The sequence below is a fragment of the Pedobacter sp. B4419 genome (assembly GCF_059693725.1).
The window spans coordinates 923,070-944,070 of record NZ_JCASSL010000001.1; the positions used below are offsets into that span (position 1 = coordinate 923,070).

The following is a 21,001-nucleotide window of genomic DNA, read 5'->3' on the forward strand; positions in this document are numbered from 1 at the left end:
ATTTTTTAGGAGTCTAGGCGTAAAGACTATACTAATTCTGCTGTTAGGACACGCTTCACAAGCTAAGTCTAAATTCTAAAAATCAATTAATAATTTAAGTGATTTGAACGAGATTTTACAATGAGAATCGGAGAGAAGCGGTTGTATTTATAATACAAAAGCCTGTAAGTTAATTGCTTACAGGCTTTTGTTCATTTAAGGTTCTAATCCTTTTTACTGTTGTAACTACTTGATTTTAGTTAGTTACGAATTTCGTACTCAGAGCGGTGGTCTAACTTTATGCGTTTGCGCTCAGATATGACTGTTTTTCCTGTATTTTTTCGCAAGGACGCACGAATGACGCACGACTGAAAAAACTAAACAAAATAGGATCAATTACTACGTTCTAAATTAAAACCCGCAATACTTAAAACCATCGATTCGAAGTACTACAATCCTTTTATCGATACAAAGTTATTTAATTTTTTGTTACACAGCACAAAGAAACCACAGAAGAACAGGACTGTTCTGCATTTGAAACGGTTCGTTTAAAACGGATAAAAGGCTTTTCCATTCGGCATTGCTTCGCTCAACCTGTTCTTTAAATCCTCCATATCCCCCAAAACTTTGGTTTCGATCCAAAAGTGGCCACTTTTGGAATAACCCCCACAAATGTCTGAAAAGTATCCTAACACTAGTCATTATGGTTTCTGTCTAAATAATCCGATAGTATTTTTTGATCCTGAGGGAAACAAAGTCAAGCCTATCAACGGAGGCGCATTAAATATGATTAAGAAAGGGCTTGCTTCGGATGAAGCGAAATTTGTACGTTTGAATGATAAGGGCTTCATAAACAAAGACTACTTGAGGCAGGGGCAACAGCATTGAACAAAGTTGGTGGCAGCTATGCTGCATGAGGCAGGCAAAGAGCGACAAGATAATAGAAGCCTATCTGAAGGATAGCTTTACAATAACTGACGGTAATAAAAAATTTGGAGAGATGTCTCTCGAAAGCGAATTAGGTGTAATGAAAGAGATGAAACCCGCGCTTAAGGGAAAAATTGACGCGGAAATAGATAGATCATGTCCGGAATCTCAAAACAGCAACACTGGAGTGGTTTTATGGGCGTGACTGTTTAGCCGGATGAAGATAAAGGGCAGGTGTATAAGGTTATTTTATTCCATTCTACAGTTGAGCCAATTCCCTTCAATAAACAGTGCGACCATGTTGTTTTAGCTTGGGACAGGATAAAATGGCCTGTGGTGTCTGTACAGTCAAAAATATTCGTTGCCAAAAGGCGCATTGAAATCTATCTGGTTATTTTTAAATTTGATATATGTTTTACAATAGCCTCTCAATCTGCTGTTATCAAGTAGGCGGCAGGGGAACTAGTGAGAGGTCCAAGGGAATTCCCTATATTGGGTGCGAGCCTTGCGGCCTTTTCTCGATGCATTGGATGCAGCCAGTGAGAACTGGAGTCCGCCAAGGCTAAAGACCTAAGGATGGGTACGAGTCACTGGCTGCAAGGGAGGTCTTAAGCGCGTTTAAAATGGCTAGATCAAAAGACTGGAGGTTTGATTTCTTTATCGGCATAGACGTCTCGCGAAATGAACTCGACATTGCCATAATGAAAAGGAGCAGGTTGGTTTCGCATCACACCATCGTTAACAGTCCGGATGACATACTGGGCTTTATCCGGGAATGCAGGAAGGAACATGGTTTTACCAGTTCGAATTCAGTCTACGGAATGGAACAGACGGGCATCTACTGCAACCATCTGGTTTCCTGCCTGCAAAGGACGAAGTCCCAATTCCTGCTCCACAACCCGCTGCACATCAGGCGCACGCTTGGAATCCTAAGGGGCAAAACGGACAAGGCCGACTCAATCCGCATAGCGCGCTATCTGGTAAAACACAGGGATGAACTGAGGCTATGGAATCCCAAGCGGCCCGTCCTTGGGAAGCTGGCAAGGCTTTTGTCCCTGAGAGGCCGGCTGGTGAGCCTTCAATCGGCAATCGGGGCACCCCTAAAAGAAGAAAAAGGCTTTTTGGAAAGCAGGGCTTCGGAAGAAAACATTAGGTTATGCTCCAGGACGACAGAGGCGATGAAAACCGACATCAGGGAACTGGAGCTCCACATCGAACGTGTCTGGAAATCCGATGAAAGAGTCAGCCACCTCATGGAACTAGTAACCTCTGTCACTGGCGTGGGTCCTGTAACGGCACTGTTCATTCTGATATCAACAAACGAGTTCCGGGAAATCAGCGATCCAAGAAAGTTTGCCTGCTATGTGGGCGTTGCACCATTTTCACATAGATCTGGCAGTTCGGTAAAGATGAGGGCGAGGGTCTCTAGCATAGCCAACAAAAAACTCAAGAGCCTTATACATATCTGTGCCTTGTCGGCCTACAGGTATGCTCCCGATATAAGGGAGTACTATCTGAGAAAGATCGGGGAAGGCAAGCACAAGATGAGCGTCATCAATGCGGTAAGGTTCAAGCTGATCACAAGGATATTTGCCTGTGTCAAACAGGACAGGATCTACGATCGGGAGCATGCAGCTCCACAAAAAGAATGAACAAATACAGATTGGACAAGCCAATTTGAATGACCTCATCCGGCCAATTTTGAATAGTTTGATTATAAGACCATAGCAATTAGATTGTTTTTAAAAGGGCGGCGTCAGTGACTTTGGTTTTTCAAGTTTTGGCATATAATTAATCATGATTTGTGCCTTGGCTCTGCCCAGTTCGGAACTGGCTTAGGTCTCGCTCCGGAGAGTATCTGCAGGAAGGGGAAGTGAGAAGAAAAAGGTGCTTCCGTGTCCCAGCTTGCTTTCTGCCCAGATTTCGCCAGAATGCCTGGTGATGATCTCGTGGGAAAGATAAAGGCCTATCCCAAGTCCGGAAATATTCGGAGCAGCCTCATCGATCCTGTAAAAGCGTGTAAAGATGTTCGCCAGCTTGTCTTCGGGTATGCCCAATCCAAAATCCCGGATGCTGACTATTGCCTTGTCAGGTTGCCTCTGCAAAGCAACTTCGACACGGTCTGCGCCCGGGGAATACTTGATGGCATTGGAAAGCAGGTTGATGACGACTTGTTCTATCCGTTGGGCATCCCCATCGGTCATGCATGGCTGGGTATTGGAAGAGAAGGAAATTTGGTATTTCGGTGCACCTTGCCTGATCAGTTCTACTGCCTCCTCTATGACAGGTACAAGATCGAACCTTTCCGCGGCAAGCCTAAGCTTTCCGGCTTCTATCTTAGACACGTCAAGCAGGTCGTTGACCAGAGAGGTAAGCCTTGAAACCTGTTGGGATGCCTTTTCGAGGTATTTTTTCAGCTGGATATCTACAGAAAGCCGGTTGATGATCTGCAGGTAGCCGCTAATGCTTGACAGAGGAGTCTTCAGCTCGTGGCTGGCAAGGCCTATAAATTCGTCTTTCTTGTCATTCAAGGCCTTTACTTCTTCAAAAAGCTTTGCATTGTCAAGGCTGATGGCCGCCTGGGCGGCAATAGAAGAAACCAGTGTTTCGTGCTCTGCCGTGAACCTTGAAGGATCGGGATGGCCAAAGAACAGCCCGCCTATTACCTCGCCCGACCTTGACGTTACGGGTACCGCCAAATAGCTTACCACGGGCAGATGGCCCTTCGGCATGCCGAAGTGGGGATCGTTGCGGCCGTACCTCGGATCCTTGGTAATATCGTCGGAACGTACGATGCCTTCCCCTGAAAACGTAGGGTGGAAGACTGCCGTATTTCGAGGCATCCCGAATTTTTCGAATGCCTCGCGTGGGGCCCCTGAAAGCGTAAACAGCATATAGGATTCACCGAGATTATCGGTCCTGTTATAGAAAAAGGCGCCGAATTTCGCTCCGGTAAGCTCTGTCGTGGCGTCCGTTACCTTCTGCAGGATCTTGTTGAGGTCCAGTTCCTCGGACACGGCCCCGATGACCATGTTCATAATCTCCAGACGTTCGGTATATCTTTTTGAGGCTTGCTGCGAGGCTACCCTGGTGCCGATATCCCTTGCTATCTTGGAGGCTCCGATGATGGTGCCGTTATCATCTATTATGGGAGATACGGTAATGGACAGGTGTATGTTGCGGCCATCCTTGCCTATCCTTACGGTTTCGAAGTGGTCCACCTTTGCACCCTTTCGGATGCTGGACATGATATATTGCTCTTCCTGCATGCGGTCGGGAGGAATGATCAGGGTAATATGGCGCCCGACGGCTTCTGCTTCGCTGTAGCCAAAGGTGCGCTCGGCAGCGCTGTTCCAGCTGGTAATAATGCCTTCAAGTGTCTTACTGACGATGATGTCGTCTGAAGAGCTCACGATCGAGGCCAATCGGGCCTGTTTTTCGGCATATTCGGCCAAACGTATTTCGTCCAGCTTCTGTCGGGTGACATCGATTACTGATCCTATGAAGCGAACCGGTGTTTCCCCCTCGAAATAGACCTTTCCCTTTGCACGGACCCAGCGTACCTGGCCATCTTCTACACCAACCGTCCTATATTCGATATCGTATTCGCCGTCGCTTTGGCTTTTGTCGAACAGCCTATCGATCGTTTCGGTAACCCTACTTCGATCGTCGGGGTGAAGACCTGTAACAAAGTCCTTTTCGTAGCTGACCTCATGGCTATGGGAAATGCCAAAAAGCTCTCGGCACCTGTCGTCCCAGATCATTGTGCCCTTCCTCAGGTCCATATCGAAGGTTCCCAATTGGGCGGCCTTTTTAGACAGGGCAACCTGGTCATAGGCCTTTTGGACCTCCAGCCTTGCCTTTACCTGCTCGGTCACATCCAGCGATATGGCAAGCACTCCCTGTATATTTCCCTTGCCGTCGCGGTAGGGCTGGTAGACAAAGTTCTGAAAAACGGTGTCGGACTTGCCGTGGCGGATCAGCGATACGGGTTGCTCGTAGGCAAAGAACGGCTCTCCCGTTCTGTAGACCTCGGCCATTACATGTTCTAGGCCCTGTTCCCTGGCATCTGGAAGCGCATCGAAAACAGGCCTGTCCAGCACGCCATCTTTGGCCTTCCCCCAGATATCCAGCATTGCTCCGTTAACCATCTCTACAATAAAATCCGGGCCTTTGAGAAGGCTCATTGCTACCGGAGCCTGCGCAATCATGCTACGAAAGTTTTCCTCGCTGTATTCTGCCCTTTGTTTGGCCGTTACCAGATCGGAAACGTCCGCTGCGGTATTCATCACGCCGTATACCTTCCCCGATTTGTCGAAAAGCGGAGTGAAGCTATAGTTGAAATAGAAGTCCTTTAGCTCTCCGTTCATGTTCAATGTGATGCGCCGGTTCCTTGCATGGAACGGCTTGCCCGTAAGATAAACGCCATCCAGCTGCGAATAGATGTCCTGGTCTTCCAGCTCTGGCAGGAGTTGGAAATAGCTTTTTCCTATGACGTCGGGCCCCTTTCCCCAAACCTCTGTGATCGACCGGTTGGCATGGGTGATCAGCATTTCTCTTCCGGTATAGACTGCGATCGGGAAGGGCGCGCTTTCAACGATAGCCAAGATCTGCTGCTCGCGTTCGGAAATGGTTTCCAGAGATTCTTCAAGCTGTGCCTGGGACGCAGCGAATTCTTCGTTGACAGCCTGTAGCTCTTCGTTGGAGGAAATAAGCTCCTCGTTCACGGCAACCATATCGTCGTTGATGCTCTGCAGAGAGCTGCCGGCGAGTACGCGATCTGTTACGTCTGCCGCAAACATGGTGACGGCAACTGTTGTGCCGCTTGCATCGGTTACGGGCTCAAAGAACAGGTCGGCATAAATGCTGCCTTCGATGTTTTTTTTGCGAACCGAGAGCTGCTGTTCCTTTGAATGCATGGCCTTGCCGGTTTTTAGCACATTTGCTGCTGCCTGAACATAGTTCCCCTTGGTTGGACCCATGGCATCAGAAAAAGGTTGGTGTTCCATTTCTTCGCGTGCTTTGCCCATGATCTTCAGGAACCTGTCGTTTACTTCCTCTATGGTGAGGGAATCCCCTTTCAGTACACAGATTCCTATTGGCGCGCTGCTTATGGAATTACGGATACTCTGCCTGCTATCCCTTAGGCTGTCTGCAAGACGGATTTTTTCGGTTACCTCTATAAAGACTACGTAGACACCTCTCACATTCGCCAATTCGTCGCAAACGGGGCTGCAACTGATGTCAAAATATCTGTTTCCCGTACCAAAAGGCATGTTTTGGCTGGGGAGCAATCCTGCTTTTCCAGACAGGGACCGGATAAGTGCAGGGCTAATGGCTTCCCAGCTATGGGCAAAAGCCTTTTCCGCCTTCTGTCCGAGGAAATCCAGAAGAGACTTCGTGACGATTTGTGCAAAAGCATCGTTGCAAAGCAGGGTAAGGTCTTTGCCCCAGCAAATTAGAGAAGGTAGGGGGCTGGATAATAAGGTAGCGATCGATTGCCTAAGCGCGGAAGGCCAGGCATCGGCTGGACCAAGTGGAGTAGCTGTCCAGTCCAGCGATCTGATGTGTTCGGATGTTGTTCCCCCTCCGTGCAAAAACGGGAACTCCTTCCCATGGCTCCTATTGGTTTCCATCTGGATATGCTAAAAGTAGGTTTGAGTAAAATCTGTTGGTTTTCGGCCTACAACATATTAACAAATTGGCCGATCTATTGTTTTGCCAGGTTATCGGCGAGTTCGACAAGCGCATCGAAGTCGAACGGCTTTGCCATATAGCCATCTGCGCCTGCTTTATCGGCGAGCGCCTCGACGTCATTGTTGGCCGAAATATAGATTACGGGTATTGCCCTGAGCTCTTCATCTGCCTTAAGTAACCTGGTTGCCTCGATCCCACCGATAGAAGGTATCCAATTGTCCATCAGTATAACCGACGGGCGTGCAGCTTTTGCTTTTGTTGCCGCATTGTCGCTGGTTTCCGAGGTGTGGACTTCCCAGCCGTGCTCTTCGAAAAAAAAACGAAAAATAATCAAAAGGTCCTCGTCGTCGTCAAAAACCAGGACACGTTTGCCATCTGTTGCCATGGCCATAAATATAGGGAAGATTATCATTTAAAGAAATATTTTTCATCGCATTTGCCATGGCTAAAGCGTACCGGAGGCAGAGCAATCTATATGGGAATGCCCCTCATGCCAAGAAAAGGCGCTTTTATGGATTCATTTTCCAGCCTCGGCTTTTGTAGCGCCGTTAAAACCATTATCTCTGAAATTTGCGGCATTGCAAAAAACAAATGCCTCGGGCCCCGTGTTACATGGCATGAGCAAAAACTGAATCAGCTGCAAAACCCTAACCTCAATACCATGCCGTCATCTCCCTGGGCAATTGCTGCCAGTTCAGAACTGGCAAAAGAACTTTTCCCCCTGTTCGGTGCGGAATGTGCCGGATACAGGTTTGCCATATGCCTTGTTTCTGGTTCGCTTTGGGCTTCGGCTGCGCGCGGAAACGGAGATAAGCTTTGGTTCAGGCTCGCGCTCGCGCCGGCGGGGAGACTGGAGATGCTGCAAATCAAAGAAAATACAAACGGTGCGGAATTTACCATGTCTTTTGCCGGAGGTAAAATTATGGCATCCTTCAGTATCGTGGCTGGGAGCATGCCCATGATCCGTTATACAACAACGCTTTTCCCGGATAAAGATCTTTTTATGCCCTTTTGGCCACGCGATATCCTGGCTATTGCAGCAGACGGATGCCTCTCCGATGCCCCCAGACAGATTTATGCGCAACAGGAGGGAGGAAGGTCCGGCTTTCTCTATTTTGAGGCGCCTTTTGAGGGGAAAGTACTTTATATGCAGAACCTTACGGCTTTGGGCGAGTATTGCGAGCAAGGCAAGGCCAGTAGTTCGGGTTCGGTAGGCGGGTGCTGGCCAGAACTCGGCTTTGCCCTGCCGGCTGGAACGGAACCGTTGATCGGTGGCAAGAAGGTGGTCATCGCAGACGCTTTTGTAGCCTTCGATCCGGAAACGGCGAAGGATGTGGAACAGGTGGCTTCGGGTTATCTAGACCTATTGGCGCATGTCTATTTGCTGCTGCCCAGGCCGGAGACCCATTACCAAGACTGGCCTGCCATTTTGCGAAAGGGCCTGAAAGACCTGTTGGAAAGTCCGGGATGCTGGTCTCAGGTGGGGGGGCATAAATATTTCAACGCCTATGTAAGCGACTACGCCACCCCGCCCGAAATCATGGTGCAGCTGGCAGTTATGCTTCCGCTGACCGATTATGCCGAGTGGAGCGGCAATACGCTCGGTGCAATATCAACGATTAGGGAGGGCCTGCCTTCGTTCTATGATGAAAAGCTAGGCACCATCGTACGATGGCTTCCGGCGGCAGAAAATCATCTAAAAGGAGAAGAGGAGCAAAAAAAGCCCAACGTCATGGATTCCTGGTACCTCCACCACCCTTTGCTCAATCTCTCGCGCCTGGCACTGAAAGGCGACCAACAGGCAAAAAATCTGTTTTTTTCGTCGCTGAAATATGCCATTAAAGTGGCAAGGCATTTCAAGTATCAGTGGCCGGTGTTCTATAAAATGGATACGCTCGAAACCATAAAAGCCGAAACCGCCCCCGGGAAGGGTGGAGAAAAAGACGTGCCGGGCACTTACATCCACATCCTGTTGCAGGCCTATGAACTGAGCGGCAAGGCGGGCTACCTTAGGGAAGCCGAAAAGGCAGCGAAAAAGCTTCAAGGGCTCGGATTCGGTATTTTTTATCAGGCAAACAATACGGCCTTTGCCGCTGGTGCCCTGCTCAGGCTCCACAGGATAACCGGCAAGGCAAGATATCTGGACCTGAGCTATTCCTGTCTGGCAGGCATTTTCCGAAACGCAAAGCTGTGGGACTGCAACTATGGCAACGGCAAATACTTTCCTTCCTTTTTTGCGCTCTACCCCTTAAACGACGCACCATATACAGCTGTTTATGAGGAACAGGAGGTGTTTTGTGCCCTGCACGATTACCTATTCAATGCTGAAGGCCTGGATATCCTGCCCTCGGTGCGCCTGCTGGTTTCAGAGTACATCCGCTACCTGGTAAACCGGGCAGCATACTATTACCCACCCATGCTTCCTGCGGACATGCTGGAAAAAAAGCCCAAGACCGGAGAAGTAGATACAAAACTGTGGATTGCGCTCGAAGACCTACAAGATGGCTGGTGCTCTTCCGGAACTGTCGGACAAGAGGTTTATGGTGCTGGCAACGCCTTTGGAATTCTGCCGCGGCATTTCATCAGGATACCCAAATCAGATTTTATGGTGTATGTAGACTACCCGTTTGATGGAGTAAAAATAGGTAGGGGGTCGATCAGGTTTAAACTAAAGGGCGACGGGAGGCTAGAGTGTCGTTTGGCAATGGTCAAATCGGCCAGGGTGGCGCTGCCGGCCTTTGTTGTAACAGGTAGGGGAAAACACAAAATTAAGGGGACAAGGCTCGCCGGCGGACATATTGAATATCGCGTTGCGGGAAACGAAGAGATATCGATCGCCTGGAAGCTTAAGATGTAATTAAGAAACAACAATCGGCTATGGAAACATTTGACATCAGGACAAAATATGGCAGCGAGGATATCGTATTGACGATAGTGGAAGAGGATGGCTATTTTTTGGTTATTTATTATGGGAGCATATTCGGAGCGGTACGCAGGGAGTGCGGCCATTGGGAACGGGTACCCGATGAAGAAATAGCCCATGGACTTTTTCCGCGGTACGAACGCGGACAGCCGGGAGAACGGGTGGAAATTGACTGGAGCGACCAATTGGCCGACCGCATCGGCACGGAAATAGAACTTTATATGGAAGACAAAACCTAGATATCCCTAACATTTGCAAATGGACAAAAATATATTCGACTTTCACCACATGTTCTTTGGCGACCTGCCCTATGTTTTTTTGCTGGAGATTGTCTTCAGAACCGCGACAATGTATACCTATACTATTTTGCTTCTTCGATTTTTGGGAAAAAGGAGCATGGGCCAGCTCTCTACGCTGGAACTGGCCATTATCATCTGCTTCGGTTCTGCGGTAGGCGATCCGATGATGGGAATTGATATTCCAATCATTCATGGAATGGTCGTGATCACAACCGTAGCCCTTCTGCAGATCGGGACCGAATGGATCATCAACCGGAACAAAAAACTGGAAGCATTTATGGAAGGGCGACCGGATTGCCTGGTTAAAGAAGGGCTGATCATTACCGAGTCGCTTGACCGTAACAGCCTTAGCCACGAAGACCTCTTCCGTTTTCTTAGAGGCAAAGACATCGAGCATCTGGGCGAAGTCAAACATGCATTTTTTGAAACTTCCGGGATGATCTCCGTCTGGTGCTACAGCAAGGGGCATATCAGGCCAGGACTAGGTATAATGCCTGAAGAGCACCTGCCCGAATCAAGGTTCAGCAATGCGGACGAAAGGGTGGCCGATGAAGGCTGGTACAGCTGCACCAGCTGCGGCTATACACACGAATTCGGAAGGCATGGCCGTTTTGGAAGCTGCTCCCGATGCAAGGAAAAGGAATGGACGCCTTCGGTAGTACCCAAGCCAAAAGAAGAAAAATAAAATTCATCTTCTTATCACACTCAGAGCAGCTCCATAGACAAGCGCCTTATAAGGATGGACTGTTGCCCGAAGCTTTTTTCCAGGGACTTTCGCAGTCCTGTCCAATATGGCTTGTCTATTTCGCCGGCCATTACCTCAAACACTTGTAGGCAGTCTTTTTCCTGTCGCCCCTTACCGTTTTTCCATGTTCCCGAAACGGGAGACTGTCCATATGTGCTTACGCCTCCGAATTTTTTAGCCAGCGTTTCTTTAAGCTTATTGAAATGGCTTTCTGGATAAGGCTTTCCTGCACCATTGGCGAGCGGCAGGAACAGCTGAACCAGAAAGGACGGATCGGACGGATGGCCCAGCGCAGTATCGACGATGGACTGCGCCTGTTTTGCGGTGAGCCACTGCAGGAGCTTGAAGTTTCGGCCCTCCTGCCGATTGTAGTTTTCAAAGAATTCCAAAAGCTGTTTTTTGGTCTTCGTCGACAGCTGGCCCATAGATTTGGTTTTTGCATATTGGACCGATGCTTCGGGTACGGCAAGAAAACGGTCGTTGCGTACTTTTTTGCCGTCTCTGCCGGTCTGTTCCGCTTTGATGCCGCCGATCAGCCTGCATTCCAGCAGACAACCAGGGAAAGTCTGGATTTCGCTGATAACCAGCGCATCCAAAGGATCTCCGTCTTCGCCTTTTGTTCCGGGAATGTAGCCGAAGTCGTAGGGGAAGGCCAGGCCTACGGGCAACATTTTTCCCAGCTCAAATCTTCCCTTTCCCGGGTTGAAATCATATTTGGCTGTACTTTCGCTCGGCGTTTCTACAATGATATCCATAGCTTTAGCTTATTTTGTATTTTTTGATGACGCTGAGCTGCCCATCGCGTTCCAGATAGACAGTATCAACCTGTTCCAGGCTGTCTAAAAGGGCCAGTTGCCTGATGCCTTGGAGAATGTCTTCTTCACTGACCAATGCACGGCGCATATTCGCTCGCAGAAAATGGCCTTCCCTGTAAAGAACGATCTTTTTGCCGTTGACCATCTGTCCAAACCTTTCGCTTCGCACGGCCAATATAGCCGCCCCGCGGTGGAGCAGCACGATGGACAGACTGGCTACGGTGACCGGAACGAACGGCGAGGCTCCCACAACGCCCCTTGCCAGCATCGCGCCCAGCAGGATGGCGATGGTGTTATCCAGCGGCGTCCGGAAGCCAAAGGATCGCCGGCCGGAAATGCGCAGCAGCAGCCAGGCAATCGGAACGGCGGCCAGTGCCCTGACCGACATCTGGACGACGCTCAGCGTATTTCCGGTTCCCCATATGTATTCTAGCCATTCCATCTGTTTTTGGTGTCTTGTAACGTTTGCCCGTCCATGGCAACGGGCTTTGAATTGATAACCAGTTTTTACGTGAAAATGTTTGGAAAATCCATTGCAGCCTAAAAACTCCCATGGGGCAAACAAAGAGCTGGCTTTAATGTTAGGTTGGCATCTAGCGTTGATTTGTATGAACAGGAGATTAATTGAAGAATGCGGAACATTGCTTGCCGAAAAGGGCCTTTCTTTGGCATTTGCAGAAAGTGCAACCGCCGGAAGGATGGCTATGGAATTCAGCCTTGCAAAGGACTCCGGCAGGTTTCTCAAGGGCGCTTTCGTATGCTACGATGCGCTGTTAAAGGAAAGCATTTTGAAAGTGTCTGCAAAACTTATTGAACAATATACACCGGAGTCGGCAGAGGTAACCTATGCAATTGCTTCCGGGCTGATGCTTCTCATACCTGCCGATATTTATATTGGAGTAACCGGCCTGGTAAGCCCGGGGGGCAGCGAAACCGAAGAGAAGCCTGTGGGTACGGTGTTTGTATGCGCAATGCTTGGCGAAAACAAGATCTTTGAAGACCGGAAGGTATTTAGCGGCTCGCCCGAGCAGATTATAATAAAGGCTGTCGGCCGCGTTGCGCTGCTGTTAAAGAAATACCTGGTCAGCATTGGTTAAACCTGCATAATTTTTCCTGCAAAAAAAGCCGGGCTTTGCCCGGCTTTTTTTGATAACCATTTCTTTAGGCTGTCACCTCGTTTGCTCCCGCCATTGCGATTTCTGTGAGCAGGACATCGGTTTGTTTTTCCTCGTCGAGGGTACTCTGCAACAATTGCCCGGCATCGTCGTGCTCCATGAGCCTGGCAAAGGTAACCAGGCAGCCATAGCTGGCTATTTCATAGTGCTCCACCTTTTGCGCGGCTGTTATCAATGCCGCGTCAAGGGCCGGGTCGCCTCCGAAGCTCTCGATAATCTCGTCGGCTTCTTCAAGCAAGCCTTCCATGGCTTTGCATTTTTTTCCGCGGGCGGCCAGTCCCAGCGAATCGAAAACCTGCTTCAGCCTTTCGATTTGGCCTTCTGTCTGACCATAATGGGTTTTAAAGGCTTTTTTAAGCTCTTCGCCAACTGCGGCATCTGCCATTTTTTTTAGCCCTTTTAACAATTGCTTTTCTGCACCCAGGATATCTCTAAGTTCGTCTATAAAGAGTTCGTGCAGGTGCCCGTTGGGCATTTGCGGTGTTTGTTTTGTTGTTTTCATTTTTCATTGAAATTTGGTAAGATTTTAGACTAACACCCGATGTGCGTTAATGGTTTGCCGATGTTAGGGCTCCCAAGCAAAAAAAAACTCAAAATAGGGGTACTCAAATAAGCTATACTATATCGGGCAGTTGTGCAAACTATTTGAAAGGCGACAATGTTTTCCAATTGTTCAAGCCTTTCGATATGAAAAAGAAATCATACAGCCAGAAAATCAAAAGGGACAGCAGGACGACCAGTATTTGGCAGCTTGTCCGGCGGGAAACAGCTGGGCAAATGCCGTCAAAGGAAATGGTTTATGACGTAGTTGTCGTTGGTGGCGGCATTACGGGAATAACCACGGCACTTCTGCTGCAGAAGGCCGGCAGGCAATGCCTGCTGGCGGAAGGCCATCAGATCGGCTTTGGGACGACCAGTGGAACCAGTGCCCATCTCAATACTTTTTTTGATGCAACCTACCCGGAAATAGAAAGCGATTTTGGAATGGGAGCCTCGAAACTGGTTGCCAAGGCCGGCAGGGAAGCCATGGCGATGATCAGCGGTTTCGTAAAAACCTACAAGATAGACTGCGACCTTGAAACCAGGAACGGGTTTCTGTTTTCCCAAACCGATGAAGAAACAAAGCAACTGGCCAAGATCCTCGAATCGTCGAAAAATGCCGGCGTTGATGTAACCGAAACCGAAGAAAACGGATTGCCCATCAATTTCCAGCATGCGTTGGTGTTTAAAGACCAGGCACAGTTCCATCCCGTAAAATACATCTTGAAATTGGCACAGGAATTTGTCAGGCTGGGTGGCGTTATCGCCGAAAATACCTTTGTAAACGATGCCAGGTTTGAGGATGGGACCTATGAAATTGCCACCGGCAACTCCAGGCTGCAGGCCAAAAACCTGGTATATGCCACACATATTCCGCCTGGCATCAACCTGCTCAGTTTCAGGTGCGCTCCTTACCGGAGCTATGTTTTGGGCATTAGGCTCGCCGCAGAAGAGGCTTATCCAGATTGCCTTTCCTATGATATGCAGGAGCCTTACCATTACTTCAGGACGCATGTCGTAGAAGGAGAGAAAATACTCGTTCTGGGTGGCGAAGACCATAAAACTGGGCATGGAGATCCTGAGGCGGCATTTGCAAACCTGGAAAAATATGCACGTCAATATTTTAAGGTCAGGTCAATTCCCTATCGCTGGTCAGCCCAATACTATGTGCCGGTTGACGGCCTTCCCTACATCGGCAAAATGCCGATGGGCGATGGGCAAACCTATATTGCTACCGGCTTCAACGGCAACGGAATGGTTTTTGGAACGCTTTCGGCTAAGATCATTGCCGATTTGATCTTGGAAAAGGAAAACGAATATGCCAAACTGTTCAGTCCGGGCCGAATTAAGCCGATTGCCGGATTCAGCGAATTTGTAAAGGAAAACGCAGACGTCGCCTACCACTTTTTGGCGGATCGGCTTTCCTCTGAAGCCATAGGAACATTGAAGGAAATAAAACGGGGCGAAGGCAAAGTAGTTGATTTTGAAGGCGAGAAACTGGCAATCTACAAAACACCTACAGGCAAAATCAAAGCCCTGAACCCGATATGCACGCATGCTGGTTGCATAGTCGGTTTTAATCCGGCAGAGCGAAGCTGGGACTGTCCATGCCATGGCGGCCGGTTCGATTTGCATGGCCGGGTCATCTGTGGCCCTCCACAAAAAGATCTGGCTGTAGTAAAACTGCACTAAGGCATTCTCTTTTATTAGGAGCTTATGAAACGGCAGATTGAATTGATCAGCAGTTTCGATGGGGGACTATAGAAGATATCAGTAAATGCATAGTAACAGTTATTGAGCCATATAATAATGTCAGCAGATTGGTTCGTTTAAAACGGATTAAAGGCTTTTCCATTCGGCATTGCTTCGCTCAACCTGTTCTTTAAATCCTCCATATCCTGCGAAACTTTGGTTTCGATAACCTTTGCATAGTGTTGGGTCTGCCTAATTGATTTGTGTCCCAACATTTTGGATACTGTTTCTATAGGTACTCCATTGCTTAGCGTGACAGTCGTAGCGAACGTGTGGCGGGCGGTATGGAAGGTGATCCTTCGCGTGATTCCGCAGAGCAATGCAATCTCCTTTAGGTATTTGTTCATCCGCTGATTGGATAGGACAGGCAATGCCAGCCCGCTCGCCATGCACTTGGGATGGTGCCCATAATTGTTCAGGATCCGAAGTGCCGTTTTCAACAGGGGTATCTGGCAGGGCGAACCGGTCTTTTCCCGATTAAAGGAAATCCATTTTTTACCATCAATACCCAAGAAAATGTCTTGGCGCCGAAGGTTTTTGACGTCGGTATACGCAAGCCCAGTGTCGCAGCAGAAAACAAAGATGTCGCGCACGGGAGAGAGGCGTGTGCAAAGCAGCTCGCTGTCCCTTATCAGCCTGAGCTCGTTCGCCTTTAATGGGGATACCTGGATTTCCTTTGGGGAGGTCTTTATGTCGGCAAAAGGGTCGGCTTTTAGCCAACCCCTTTTCCTGCAGATAAGAATAATCCGCTTGAAGAGGCTCAGGTATTTGACAGCCGAATTGTAGGAACAGGAATTTTCCTTTCTCAGCCAATTGTAAAAGTCCAATACAAAGTCATGGCTTACCAGCCTAAGCTCAAAGTCGGTGCCAGGGAATCTGGATTCGATAAAGCTTAAAAGATGTTTGTATGTAGTTTGGTACCTCTGGACCGTCCTTGCCTTATGGGTCGTGCCAATCATTGCCCGGATCGATTCGATGTGCTTCCCGAAAATGTCCAGTACCATCCGGCTTTCCGGCTCAATCCCCAACAACACATTTACCAGGCTTTCTGAAGTCAGTTCCCTGTTGCTGTCAAAAAATGTTTTCTTTGTCTGGTAGATTTTGGCCCTCACGGATTCAATGAACGAATTCAGACTAACTGCATCTTCCTGCGCTCCGGAGGCCCGGCACTTTTCCTGGTTCCACCTGTCAGGGTCCCATTTTCTTTTTATGGACAGCTCCTTTGCCTTCCCATCAACTGTAATCCTTAGATACACGAAGCGGAGCCTTTTATTGGGGCTTTTGGACTGTTTTAAATAGAACCTTAGCCCGAAGCTTTTTTCCAACATCTTTCCAGCGAGTTAACCAGGATAAATATCGGGTTCCGAAATGGGATCAAACTACCGTTTTCAAGAAGAGTTTGTTATGAAATTAGTCATGATCCCTTTACTTCATGGTGATCTCTCAGTGATTACGGTTTGCCGTAACCATTTTCCCATTTCTCACTTTATATTCGTAAAATCCAAAAAAATAGATAAACAATTAAATCAATGGCAAACTCCTATTTATGAAAAAAACTATCGTGTTTTCCCTTTTGATCTCTCTTCTCATTGGATGCCAAAATTCAAATCAAAAGAAGGCCAATACAGCTAAAAGAGATATATTGATAAACAAGCAAAAACGGGAGAACTTTGAAATAATAGAAGAGGTGAAATCAGAAACAAGTGGCAAAGCGCAACTTTTGGAATACGTTGCGTATAAGGATAGTATCTATACACGAAATGCCTTAAAAGAGGTATTGCTGGATGTATTTGATCTCAGCCGTGGCAAAAAGATTTTTGAAAGCTATGATGTTGCTACGGTATTGGGAGTATATCTGTTTACTTCCAAAGATGCCTTTGAAGATAAATCCAATTGGATAGCAATGCTCATAAAGCGGCCTGGATATGCGCAACCAGAAATCACTTTCAATAATTTCAAGATTGAGGCATTAAACAATATAGCGGACAAGGTAAAAACTAAGGATGAAATCGAGTTGGAGAAATTGAAAGGATATTTAGGCAAAAGAGGACTGGACCTCTGCACCTTTTCTGATATGATAAAGAAAAACGAACTTGACAATATCCACAAGGCCGATGCCAGGTATCCAGATTATGGCGAAGAACATATGGCCATGATAAATAGGCTCGACGATGAATTTTATGGCAACCTGAAACGCAAATATAGAATTAGTGAAAGCATGCTCGGCAAGGTATCAGTATTCGCCATGTCATACTGCAAATAGATTAAACCTGAAGCTAATTTTAACGATCAGACCAAAGAATGATGAAACAAATATTAAGCGTGTTCCTATTTCATAAGCTACAAGCTTAATAAGCTGATAGTGTATTTATATGCCTCCCAATTATTACCGGATGACTATTTTTTAATCATATTTATGGCACTAATGATTTGAAACTGATAGACCTTATAAGGTTTGGATTAAATGTCAACATTGTAAAGAAACTGGAAAAAGACGACCAGATTAAAAATTTGGAACTGGACACAATGGAAATCTAGACTGCAATGCAGATTTTAGGACATACCTCTCTAGACAAAGCGAACTCTTTATGTTCGAAATCAATAAATTTCTTTAATTGATTAACTGGACAAATTCCAGCAGATAGTTGGAAAAAATAGGCCGAAAAGACGCTTGAAAATTTGTGTTTTATGAGCTGTTTTTTTAAAGAAAAAGCCTGTAAGTTTCTGACTTACAGGCTTTTATGTTTTTAGGTTCATACCCCTAATTTATTTTGTAACTGTCTGATAATCAGATAGTTACATCTTCCGTACTCAGAGCGGGAATCGAACCCGCACGCCTGTTGAGGGCACAGGATTTTAAGTCCTGCGTGTCTACCAGTTCCACCATCTGAGCAAGCTGGGTTAGCTATTTAATGTTAAATGCCTCCGGTTAGGAAGGCATTTAGAGCGAAAGACGAGATTCGAACTCGCGACCCCGACCTTGGCAAGGTCGTGCTCTACCAACTGAGCTACTTTCGCATGGTATAAATATCATCCGATATTTCCCCGAAGTTGGCCTTTTTTACAGTGCGTTTCTCCGTTTGGGTTTGCAAATATAAACAGATTTATATTCCCGTCAACATTTTTTTAATAAAAAATCGGCTTAGTCACTTAAGTTATTGGCTTTCAGTGCAAGAAAAATTAAATCTTTTTCATAGCCTTTGCCCATAAGGTAGTTTAACAGCTTATATTTCTTTTTGAAGGGATCTTTTTCGTTCAGCGTTTTTTCTTTTTTGAGCACGGCTTGGCATAAATCTTCAAAATATTTGTCGCCATCAATGCTATTCAACGCTTTTTGGATCAGTTTGTCTGGAACCTTTTTCAGTTTCAGTCCCTGCCTGATTTTGAGTTTGCCCCATTTTTTGATATTCGCCTTGCCCGAAGCGTAGGCTAGGGCAAACCTTTCTTCGTTTAAAAAATTATTTACAATCAGTTCCCCAATTACTTCTTCTACCTCGCTTGGCTTAAGCTCCCAATCGTAAAGCTTGTTGCGCACTTCCTGTTGCGAGCGCTCCTGATAGGCGCACCAGCTTTCGGCTTTGGCCAATGCTGTTTTTTTATCCAAAATCAATGGCTTTTCTTTAGGGCTTTTCATAATTAAATGTTGAAATTCGTAAAAAATAACAGCAATCCTGTATTTTTCTTCTACAATGAGTCAAGAACAATATTCTATCGCATATATTGCCCAGATTTTAGGCGCCCAGGCACATCTTTCGGCACCGGATACATTGATTACCCAATTGCTAACCGATAGCCGTACGCTGATTGATCCAGAAGCTTCTTTGTTTTTTGCGCTAAAGGCCCAGCGAGATGGCCATCAATTTATAGCGAATGCCTACCAAAACGGTCTGCGTAATTTTGTAGTGTCCGATCCTGTTGATTATGCAGCTTACCCCAATGCCAATTTTTTGCAGGTAGCCGATGTGCTTAAGGCCATGCAGCAGCTGGTCATCGCGCACAGGAAATCAAACGAACTCAAAGTAATCGGCGTAACCGGAAGCAATGGAAAAACCATTGTTAAAGAATGGCTGTATCAGTTGCTGGCGCCTGATTTTAACATTGTTCGGAGCCCGAAAAGCTTCAACTCTCAAATTGGTGTGCCCTTGTCGGTTTGGCAACTCAATGAAACCCATGATCTGGGCATATTTGAAGCAGGGATATCCAAAAAAGGCGAAATGGAAGTGTTGGCCAATATCATTGCACCAACGGTAGGCGTGTTGACCAATATTGGCGAAGCGCATGCTGAAGGCTTTGAAAACAGTACAGAGAAGCTCAAGGAGAAGTTGCTGCTTTTTAAAGATGTAGAGCTATTGGTGTATTCGCCGGCCTATACTGCCGGGATAAAGGAGCAGGATTTGCCTGGGAAAACCAAGTTTTCGTGGAGTACATCGCAAACTGCCGATCTGCAGGTATCGTTTATCGAACCGATAGAAGGCAAGAATTACATCAGGGCAGTTTACCAAAACAAAGAAATTGAATGCCTTATTCCCTTTAGCGATAGGGCTTCGGTAGAAAATGGCATCATTTGCTGGGCTACTTTGCTGGCTTTGGGCTATACCCCACAAGAGGCCGATCTGCGTTTGGAAAAACTTACATCGGTAAGTATGCGCCTGGCGCTGATCAATGGTATAGAAAATTGTTCGGTGATAGATGACTCTTATAGTGCCGACAGCTCATCATTGGCCATAGCACTCGATTTTTTGAACCAACAGAACCAACATCCCAAAAAAACACTCATTCTGTCGGATATTTATGAAAGTGGCAAAAGCAATGAAGTATTGTATACGGAAATAGCGGCTTTGTTAGCACAAAAAGGACTGAATAGGTTAATAGGGATTGGTCCAAATATTTCGGCATTTGCCGACCAATTTAAGCTGGAAGCCTCATTTTTTGAAAGTACACAGGATTTTATAGCACAATTTCCCACCCTCAGTTTTTCCAATGAAACCATTTTGGTTAAGGGCGCCCGTAAGTTCGGCTTTGAACGCATCAGTAAACTGCTTACACAGAAAATACATGATACCGTGCTCGAGATTAACTTGAATGCTATGCTGGGCAACCTGCAGTTTTATCGTTCAAAGCTTAAGCCAGGCATCAAAACCATGGCGATGGTAAAAGCTTTTTCTTATGGCAGCGGAAGTTTCGAAATTGCCAATCTTTTGCAGTATCACAAAGTGGATTATTTGGCAGTAGCTTATGCAGACGAGGGGATCGCTTTGCGCAAGGCGGGAATCAGTTTGCCAATTATGGTGATGAGTCCAGAACCTTCGGCATTCGAAGCCATGCTTAAGCATCAATTGGAACCGGAAATTTATAACCTGAGCGTTTTAAAGAGCTTTATGCATTTTCTGCCGGCAGCTGTGGCGTCATTTCCCATTCACATCAAACTCGATACGGGCATGCATCGTTTGGGTTTTGAAAATGCCGATTTGCCTGAGTTGATCATGTTGTTAAAGGATAATGCACAGCTTCATGTCGTTTCTGCCTTTACCCATTTGGTAGCCACCGATGATGCGCAACACGATGGTTTTACCGAAAAGCAGTTGGAAGCTTACCATTCGCTTTATGAAGAACTGGCAACAGGTATCAGCTATAGGCCCATCAGGCATGCACTAAATACTTCTGGAATTACGCGTTGGCCTGCTGCCCATTTTGATATGGTTCGCCTAGGGATTGGTCTCTATGGCTTCGATAGTGCCTTAAAAGACAATAGGGGCCTGCAAACGGTAGCTGTACTCAAAACTACCGTTACTCAGGTAAAGGAGCTGCAAGCCGGAGAAACCGTAGGCTATAGCAGGAGAGGGGTGATGCCTAACGGAGGAAGGATTGCAACCGTTAAAATTGGCTATGCCGATGGCTATACACGCAAATTTGGCAATGGGGTAGGTCAAATGCTTATTCAAGGGAAACTGGTGCCTACCATAGGCTCGATTTGCATGGACATGTGTATGTTGGATATTACCGGACTGGATGTGAAAACAGGCGAAGAAGTAATTGTATTTAACGAAATGCATAGTATTGTAGAACTGGCGAACCAAATTGGCACGATTCCCTACGAAATCCTGACCAATATCTCGCAACGCGTAAAGCGAGTTTATTTTTATGAGTAA

Annotated in this window: 16 protein-coding genes and 2 tRNA genes; 9 read left to right on the forward strand and 9 right to left on the reverse strand. The window is 46.9% G+C overall.

The window, feature by feature from the left end:
* The first annotated feature begins 1,529 nt into the window (after positions 1-1,529).
* Positions 1,530-2,558, forward strand: coding sequence for an IS110 family RNA-guided transposase (locus AC570H_RS03725; RefSeq protein ID WP_497351846.1), 1,029 nt, complete (start codon positions 1,530-1,532; stop codon positions 2,556-2,558).
* Positions 2,559-2,741: 183 nt separating this feature from the next.
* Here the strand turns inward: AC570H_RS03725 and AC570H_RS03730 are convergent, their stop codons facing one another.
* Together AC570H_RS03730 and AC570H_RS03735 are read right to left on the reverse strand one after the other, a co-directional pair.
* Positions 2,742-6,542 carry a PAS domain S-box protein gene (locus AC570H_RS03730; protein ID WP_497351848.1) on the reverse strand — a complete coding sequence of 1,267 codons (3,801 nt, stop codon included), beginning with the start codon at positions 6,540-6,542 and terminating at the stop codon, positions 2,742-2,744.
* A gap of 74 nt (positions 6,543-6,616) precedes the next feature.
* Positions 6,617-6,988, reverse strand: coding sequence for a response regulator (locus AC570H_RS03735; RefSeq protein WP_497351850.1), 372 nt, complete (start codon positions 6,986-6,988; stop codon positions 6,617-6,619).
* A gap of 105 nt (positions 6,989-7,093) precedes the next feature.
* Between AC570H_RS03735 and AC570H_RS03740 the strand changes: the two genes are divergently transcribed.
* The 3 genes from AC570H_RS03740 to AC570H_RS03750 are packed head-to-tail and all read left to right on the forward strand — an operon-like array spanning position 7,094 to position 10,510.
* Positions 7,094-9,460 carry a hypothetical protein gene (locus AC570H_RS03740; RefSeq protein ID WP_497351852.1) on the forward strand — a complete coding sequence of 789 codons (2,367 nt, stop codon included), beginning with the start codon at positions 7,094-7,096 and terminating at the stop codon, positions 9,458-9,460.
* Between the two features lie 20 nt (positions 9,461-9,480).
* The gene (locus AC570H_RS03745) at positions 9,481-9,765 is read left to right on the forward strand and encodes a hypothetical protein (protein WP_497351853.1); all 285 of its coding nucleotides are present in this window, start codon (positions 9,481-9,483) and stop codon (positions 9,763-9,765) included.
* Between the two features lie 19 nt (positions 9,766-9,784).
* Positions 9,785-10,510, forward strand: coding sequence for a DUF421 domain-containing protein (locus AC570H_RS03750; RefSeq protein ID WP_497351855.1), 726 nt, complete (start codon positions 9,785-9,787; stop codon positions 10,508-10,510).
* A gap of 20 nt (positions 10,511-10,530) precedes the next feature.
* Here AC570H_RS03750 and AC570H_RS03755 read toward each other — a convergent pair whose 3' ends face one another.
* Both AC570H_RS03755 and AC570H_RS03760 read right to left on the reverse strand, forming a co-directional pair.
* Positions 10,531-11,325, reverse strand: a complete 795-nt coding sequence (locus AC570H_RS03755; protein WP_497351857.1) for an inorganic diphosphatase — start codon at positions 11,323-11,325, stop codon at positions 10,531-10,533.
* Positions 11,326-11,329: 4 nt separating this feature from the next.
* Positions 11,330-11,827: a DUF421 domain-containing protein gene (locus AC570H_RS03760; protein WP_497351859.1), complete on the reverse strand. Its 498-nt coding sequence runs from the start codon at positions 11,825-11,827 to the stop codon at positions 11,330-11,332.
* Positions 11,828-11,906: 79 nt separating this feature from the next.
* On the opposite strand from AC570H_RS03760, the gene AC570H_RS03765 reads away from it, so the two are divergent.
* Positions 11,907-12,482: a CinA family protein gene (locus tag AC570H_RS03765; RefSeq protein WP_497351861.1), complete on the forward strand. Its 576-nt coding sequence runs from the start codon at positions 11,907-11,909 to the stop codon at positions 12,480-12,482.
* Between the two features lie 64 nt (positions 12,483-12,546).
* On the opposite strand, the gene AC570H_RS03770 is transcribed toward AC570H_RS03765, so the two are convergent.
* A complete protein-coding gene (locus tag AC570H_RS03770; RefSeq protein ID WP_497351863.1) occupies positions 12,547-13,062 on the reverse strand; it encodes a ferritin-like domain-containing protein in 516 nt (171 codons plus the stop codon).
* Between the two features lie 185 nt (positions 13,063-13,247).
* Between AC570H_RS03770 and AC570H_RS03775 the strand changes: the two genes are divergently transcribed.
* Complete coding sequence (locus AC570H_RS03775) at positions 13,248-14,792, forward strand: FAD-dependent oxidoreductase (protein WP_497351865.1); 1,545 nt, start codon at positions 13,248-13,250, stop codon at positions 14,790-14,792.
* A 137-nt stretch (positions 14,793-14,929) separates the two neighbouring features.
* Here AC570H_RS03775 and AC570H_RS03780 read toward each other — a convergent pair whose 3' ends face one another.
* Entirely contained in the window at positions 14,930-16,180 is a 1,251-nt protein-coding gene (locus AC570H_RS03780) for a site-specific integrase (protein ID WP_497351867.1), read from the reverse strand.
* A 40-nt stretch (positions 16,181-16,220) separates the two neighbouring features.
* Between AC570H_RS03780 and AC570H_RS03785 the strand changes: the two genes are divergently transcribed.
* Together AC570H_RS03785 and AC570H_RS03790 are read left to right on the forward strand one after the other, a co-directional pair.
* Positions 16,221-16,484: a hypothetical protein gene (locus AC570H_RS03785; RefSeq protein ID WP_497351869.1), complete on the forward strand. Its 264-nt coding sequence runs from the start codon at positions 16,221-16,223 to the stop codon at positions 16,482-16,484.
* A gap of 10 nt (positions 16,485-16,494) precedes the next feature.
* Positions 16,495-17,115 carry a hypothetical protein gene (locus tag AC570H_RS03790; RefSeq protein WP_497351871.1) on the forward strand — a complete coding sequence of 207 codons (621 nt, stop codon included), beginning with the start codon at positions 16,495-16,497 and terminating at the stop codon, positions 17,113-17,115.
* Positions 17,116-17,660: 545 nt separating this feature from the next.
* Here the strand turns inward: AC570H_RS03790 and AC570H_RS03795 are convergent.
* From AC570H_RS03795 to AC570H_RS03805, 3 genes are all read right to left on the reverse strand, one after another.
* Positions 17,661-17,745 (reverse strand) — tRNA-Leu (locus tag AC570H_RS03795).
* A 52-nt stretch (positions 17,746-17,797) separates the two neighbouring features.
* Positions 17,798-17,870: transfer RNA gene (locus AC570H_RS03800), tRNA-Gly, on the reverse strand.
* Positions 17,871-17,994: 124 nt separating this feature from the next.
* Positions 17,995-18,486: a regulatory protein RecX gene (locus tag AC570H_RS03805; RefSeq protein ID WP_497351873.1), complete on the reverse strand. Its 492-nt coding sequence runs from the start codon at positions 18,484-18,486 to the stop codon at positions 17,995-17,997.
* A 55-nt stretch (positions 18,487-18,541) separates the two neighbouring features.
* Between AC570H_RS03805 and AC570H_RS03810 the strand changes: the two genes are divergently transcribed.
* Complete coding sequence (locus AC570H_RS03810; protein WP_497351875.1) at positions 18,542-21,001, forward strand: bifunctional UDP-N-acetylmuramoyl-tripeptide:D-alanyl-D-alanine ligase/alanine racemase; 2,460 nt, start codon at positions 18,542-18,544, stop codon at positions 20,999-21,001.

Excerpts from the sequence above, each read along its gene's own strand:
- AC570H_RS03725 (WP_497351846.1), top strand. The coding sequence starts at position 1,530 with ATGGCTAGATCAAAAGACTGGAGGTTTGATTTCTTTATCGGCATAGAC.
- AC570H_RS03730 (WP_497351848.1), bottom strand. The coding sequence starts at position 6,542 with ATGGAAACCAATAGGAGCCATGGGAAGGAGTTCCCGTTTTTGCACGGA.
- AC570H_RS03735 (WP_497351850.1), bottom strand. The coding sequence starts at position 6,988 with ATGGCAACAGATGGCAAACGTGTCCTGGTTTTTGACGACGACGAGGAC.
- AC570H_RS03740 (WP_497351852.1), top strand. The coding sequence starts at position 7,094 with ATGCCAAGAAAAGGCGCTTTTATGGATTCATTTTCCAGCCTCGGCTTT.
- AC570H_RS03745 (WP_497351853.1), top strand. The coding sequence starts at position 9,481 with ATGGAAACATTTGACATCAGGACAAAATATGGCAGCGAGGATATCGTA.
- AC570H_RS03750 (WP_497351855.1), top strand. The coding sequence starts at position 9,785 with ATGGACAAAAATATATTCGACTTTCACCACATGTTCTTTGGCGACCTG.
- AC570H_RS03755 (WP_497351857.1), bottom strand. The coding sequence starts at position 11,325 with ATGGATATCATTGTAGAAACGCCGAGCGAAAGTACAGCCAAATATGAT.
- AC570H_RS03760 (WP_497351859.1), bottom strand. The coding sequence starts at position 11,827 with ATGGAATGGCTAGAATACATATGGGGAACCGGAAATACGCTGAGCGTC.
- AC570H_RS03770 (WP_497351863.1), bottom strand. The coding sequence starts at position 13,062 with ATGAAAACAACAAAACAAACACCGCAAATGCCCAACGGGCACCTGCAC.
- AC570H_RS03775 (WP_497351865.1), top strand. The coding sequence starts at position 13,248 with ATGAAAAAGAAATCATACAGCCAGAAAATCAAAAGGGACAGCAGGACG.
- AC570H_RS03780 (WP_497351867.1), bottom strand. The coding sequence starts at position 16,180 with ATGTTGGAAAAAAGCTTCGGGCTAAGGTTCTATTTAAAACAGTCCAAA.
- AC570H_RS03785 (WP_497351869.1), top strand. The coding sequence starts at position 16,221 with ATGGGATCAAACTACCGTTTTCAAGAAGAGTTTGTTATGAAATTAGTC.
- AC570H_RS03805 (WP_497351873.1), bottom strand. The coding sequence starts at position 18,486 with ATGAAAAGCCCTAAAGAAAAGCCATTGATTTTGGATAAAAAAACAGCA.
- AC570H_RS03810 (WP_497351875.1), top strand. The coding sequence starts at position 18,542 with ATGAGTCAAGAACAATATTCTATCGCATATATTGCCCAGATTTTAGGC.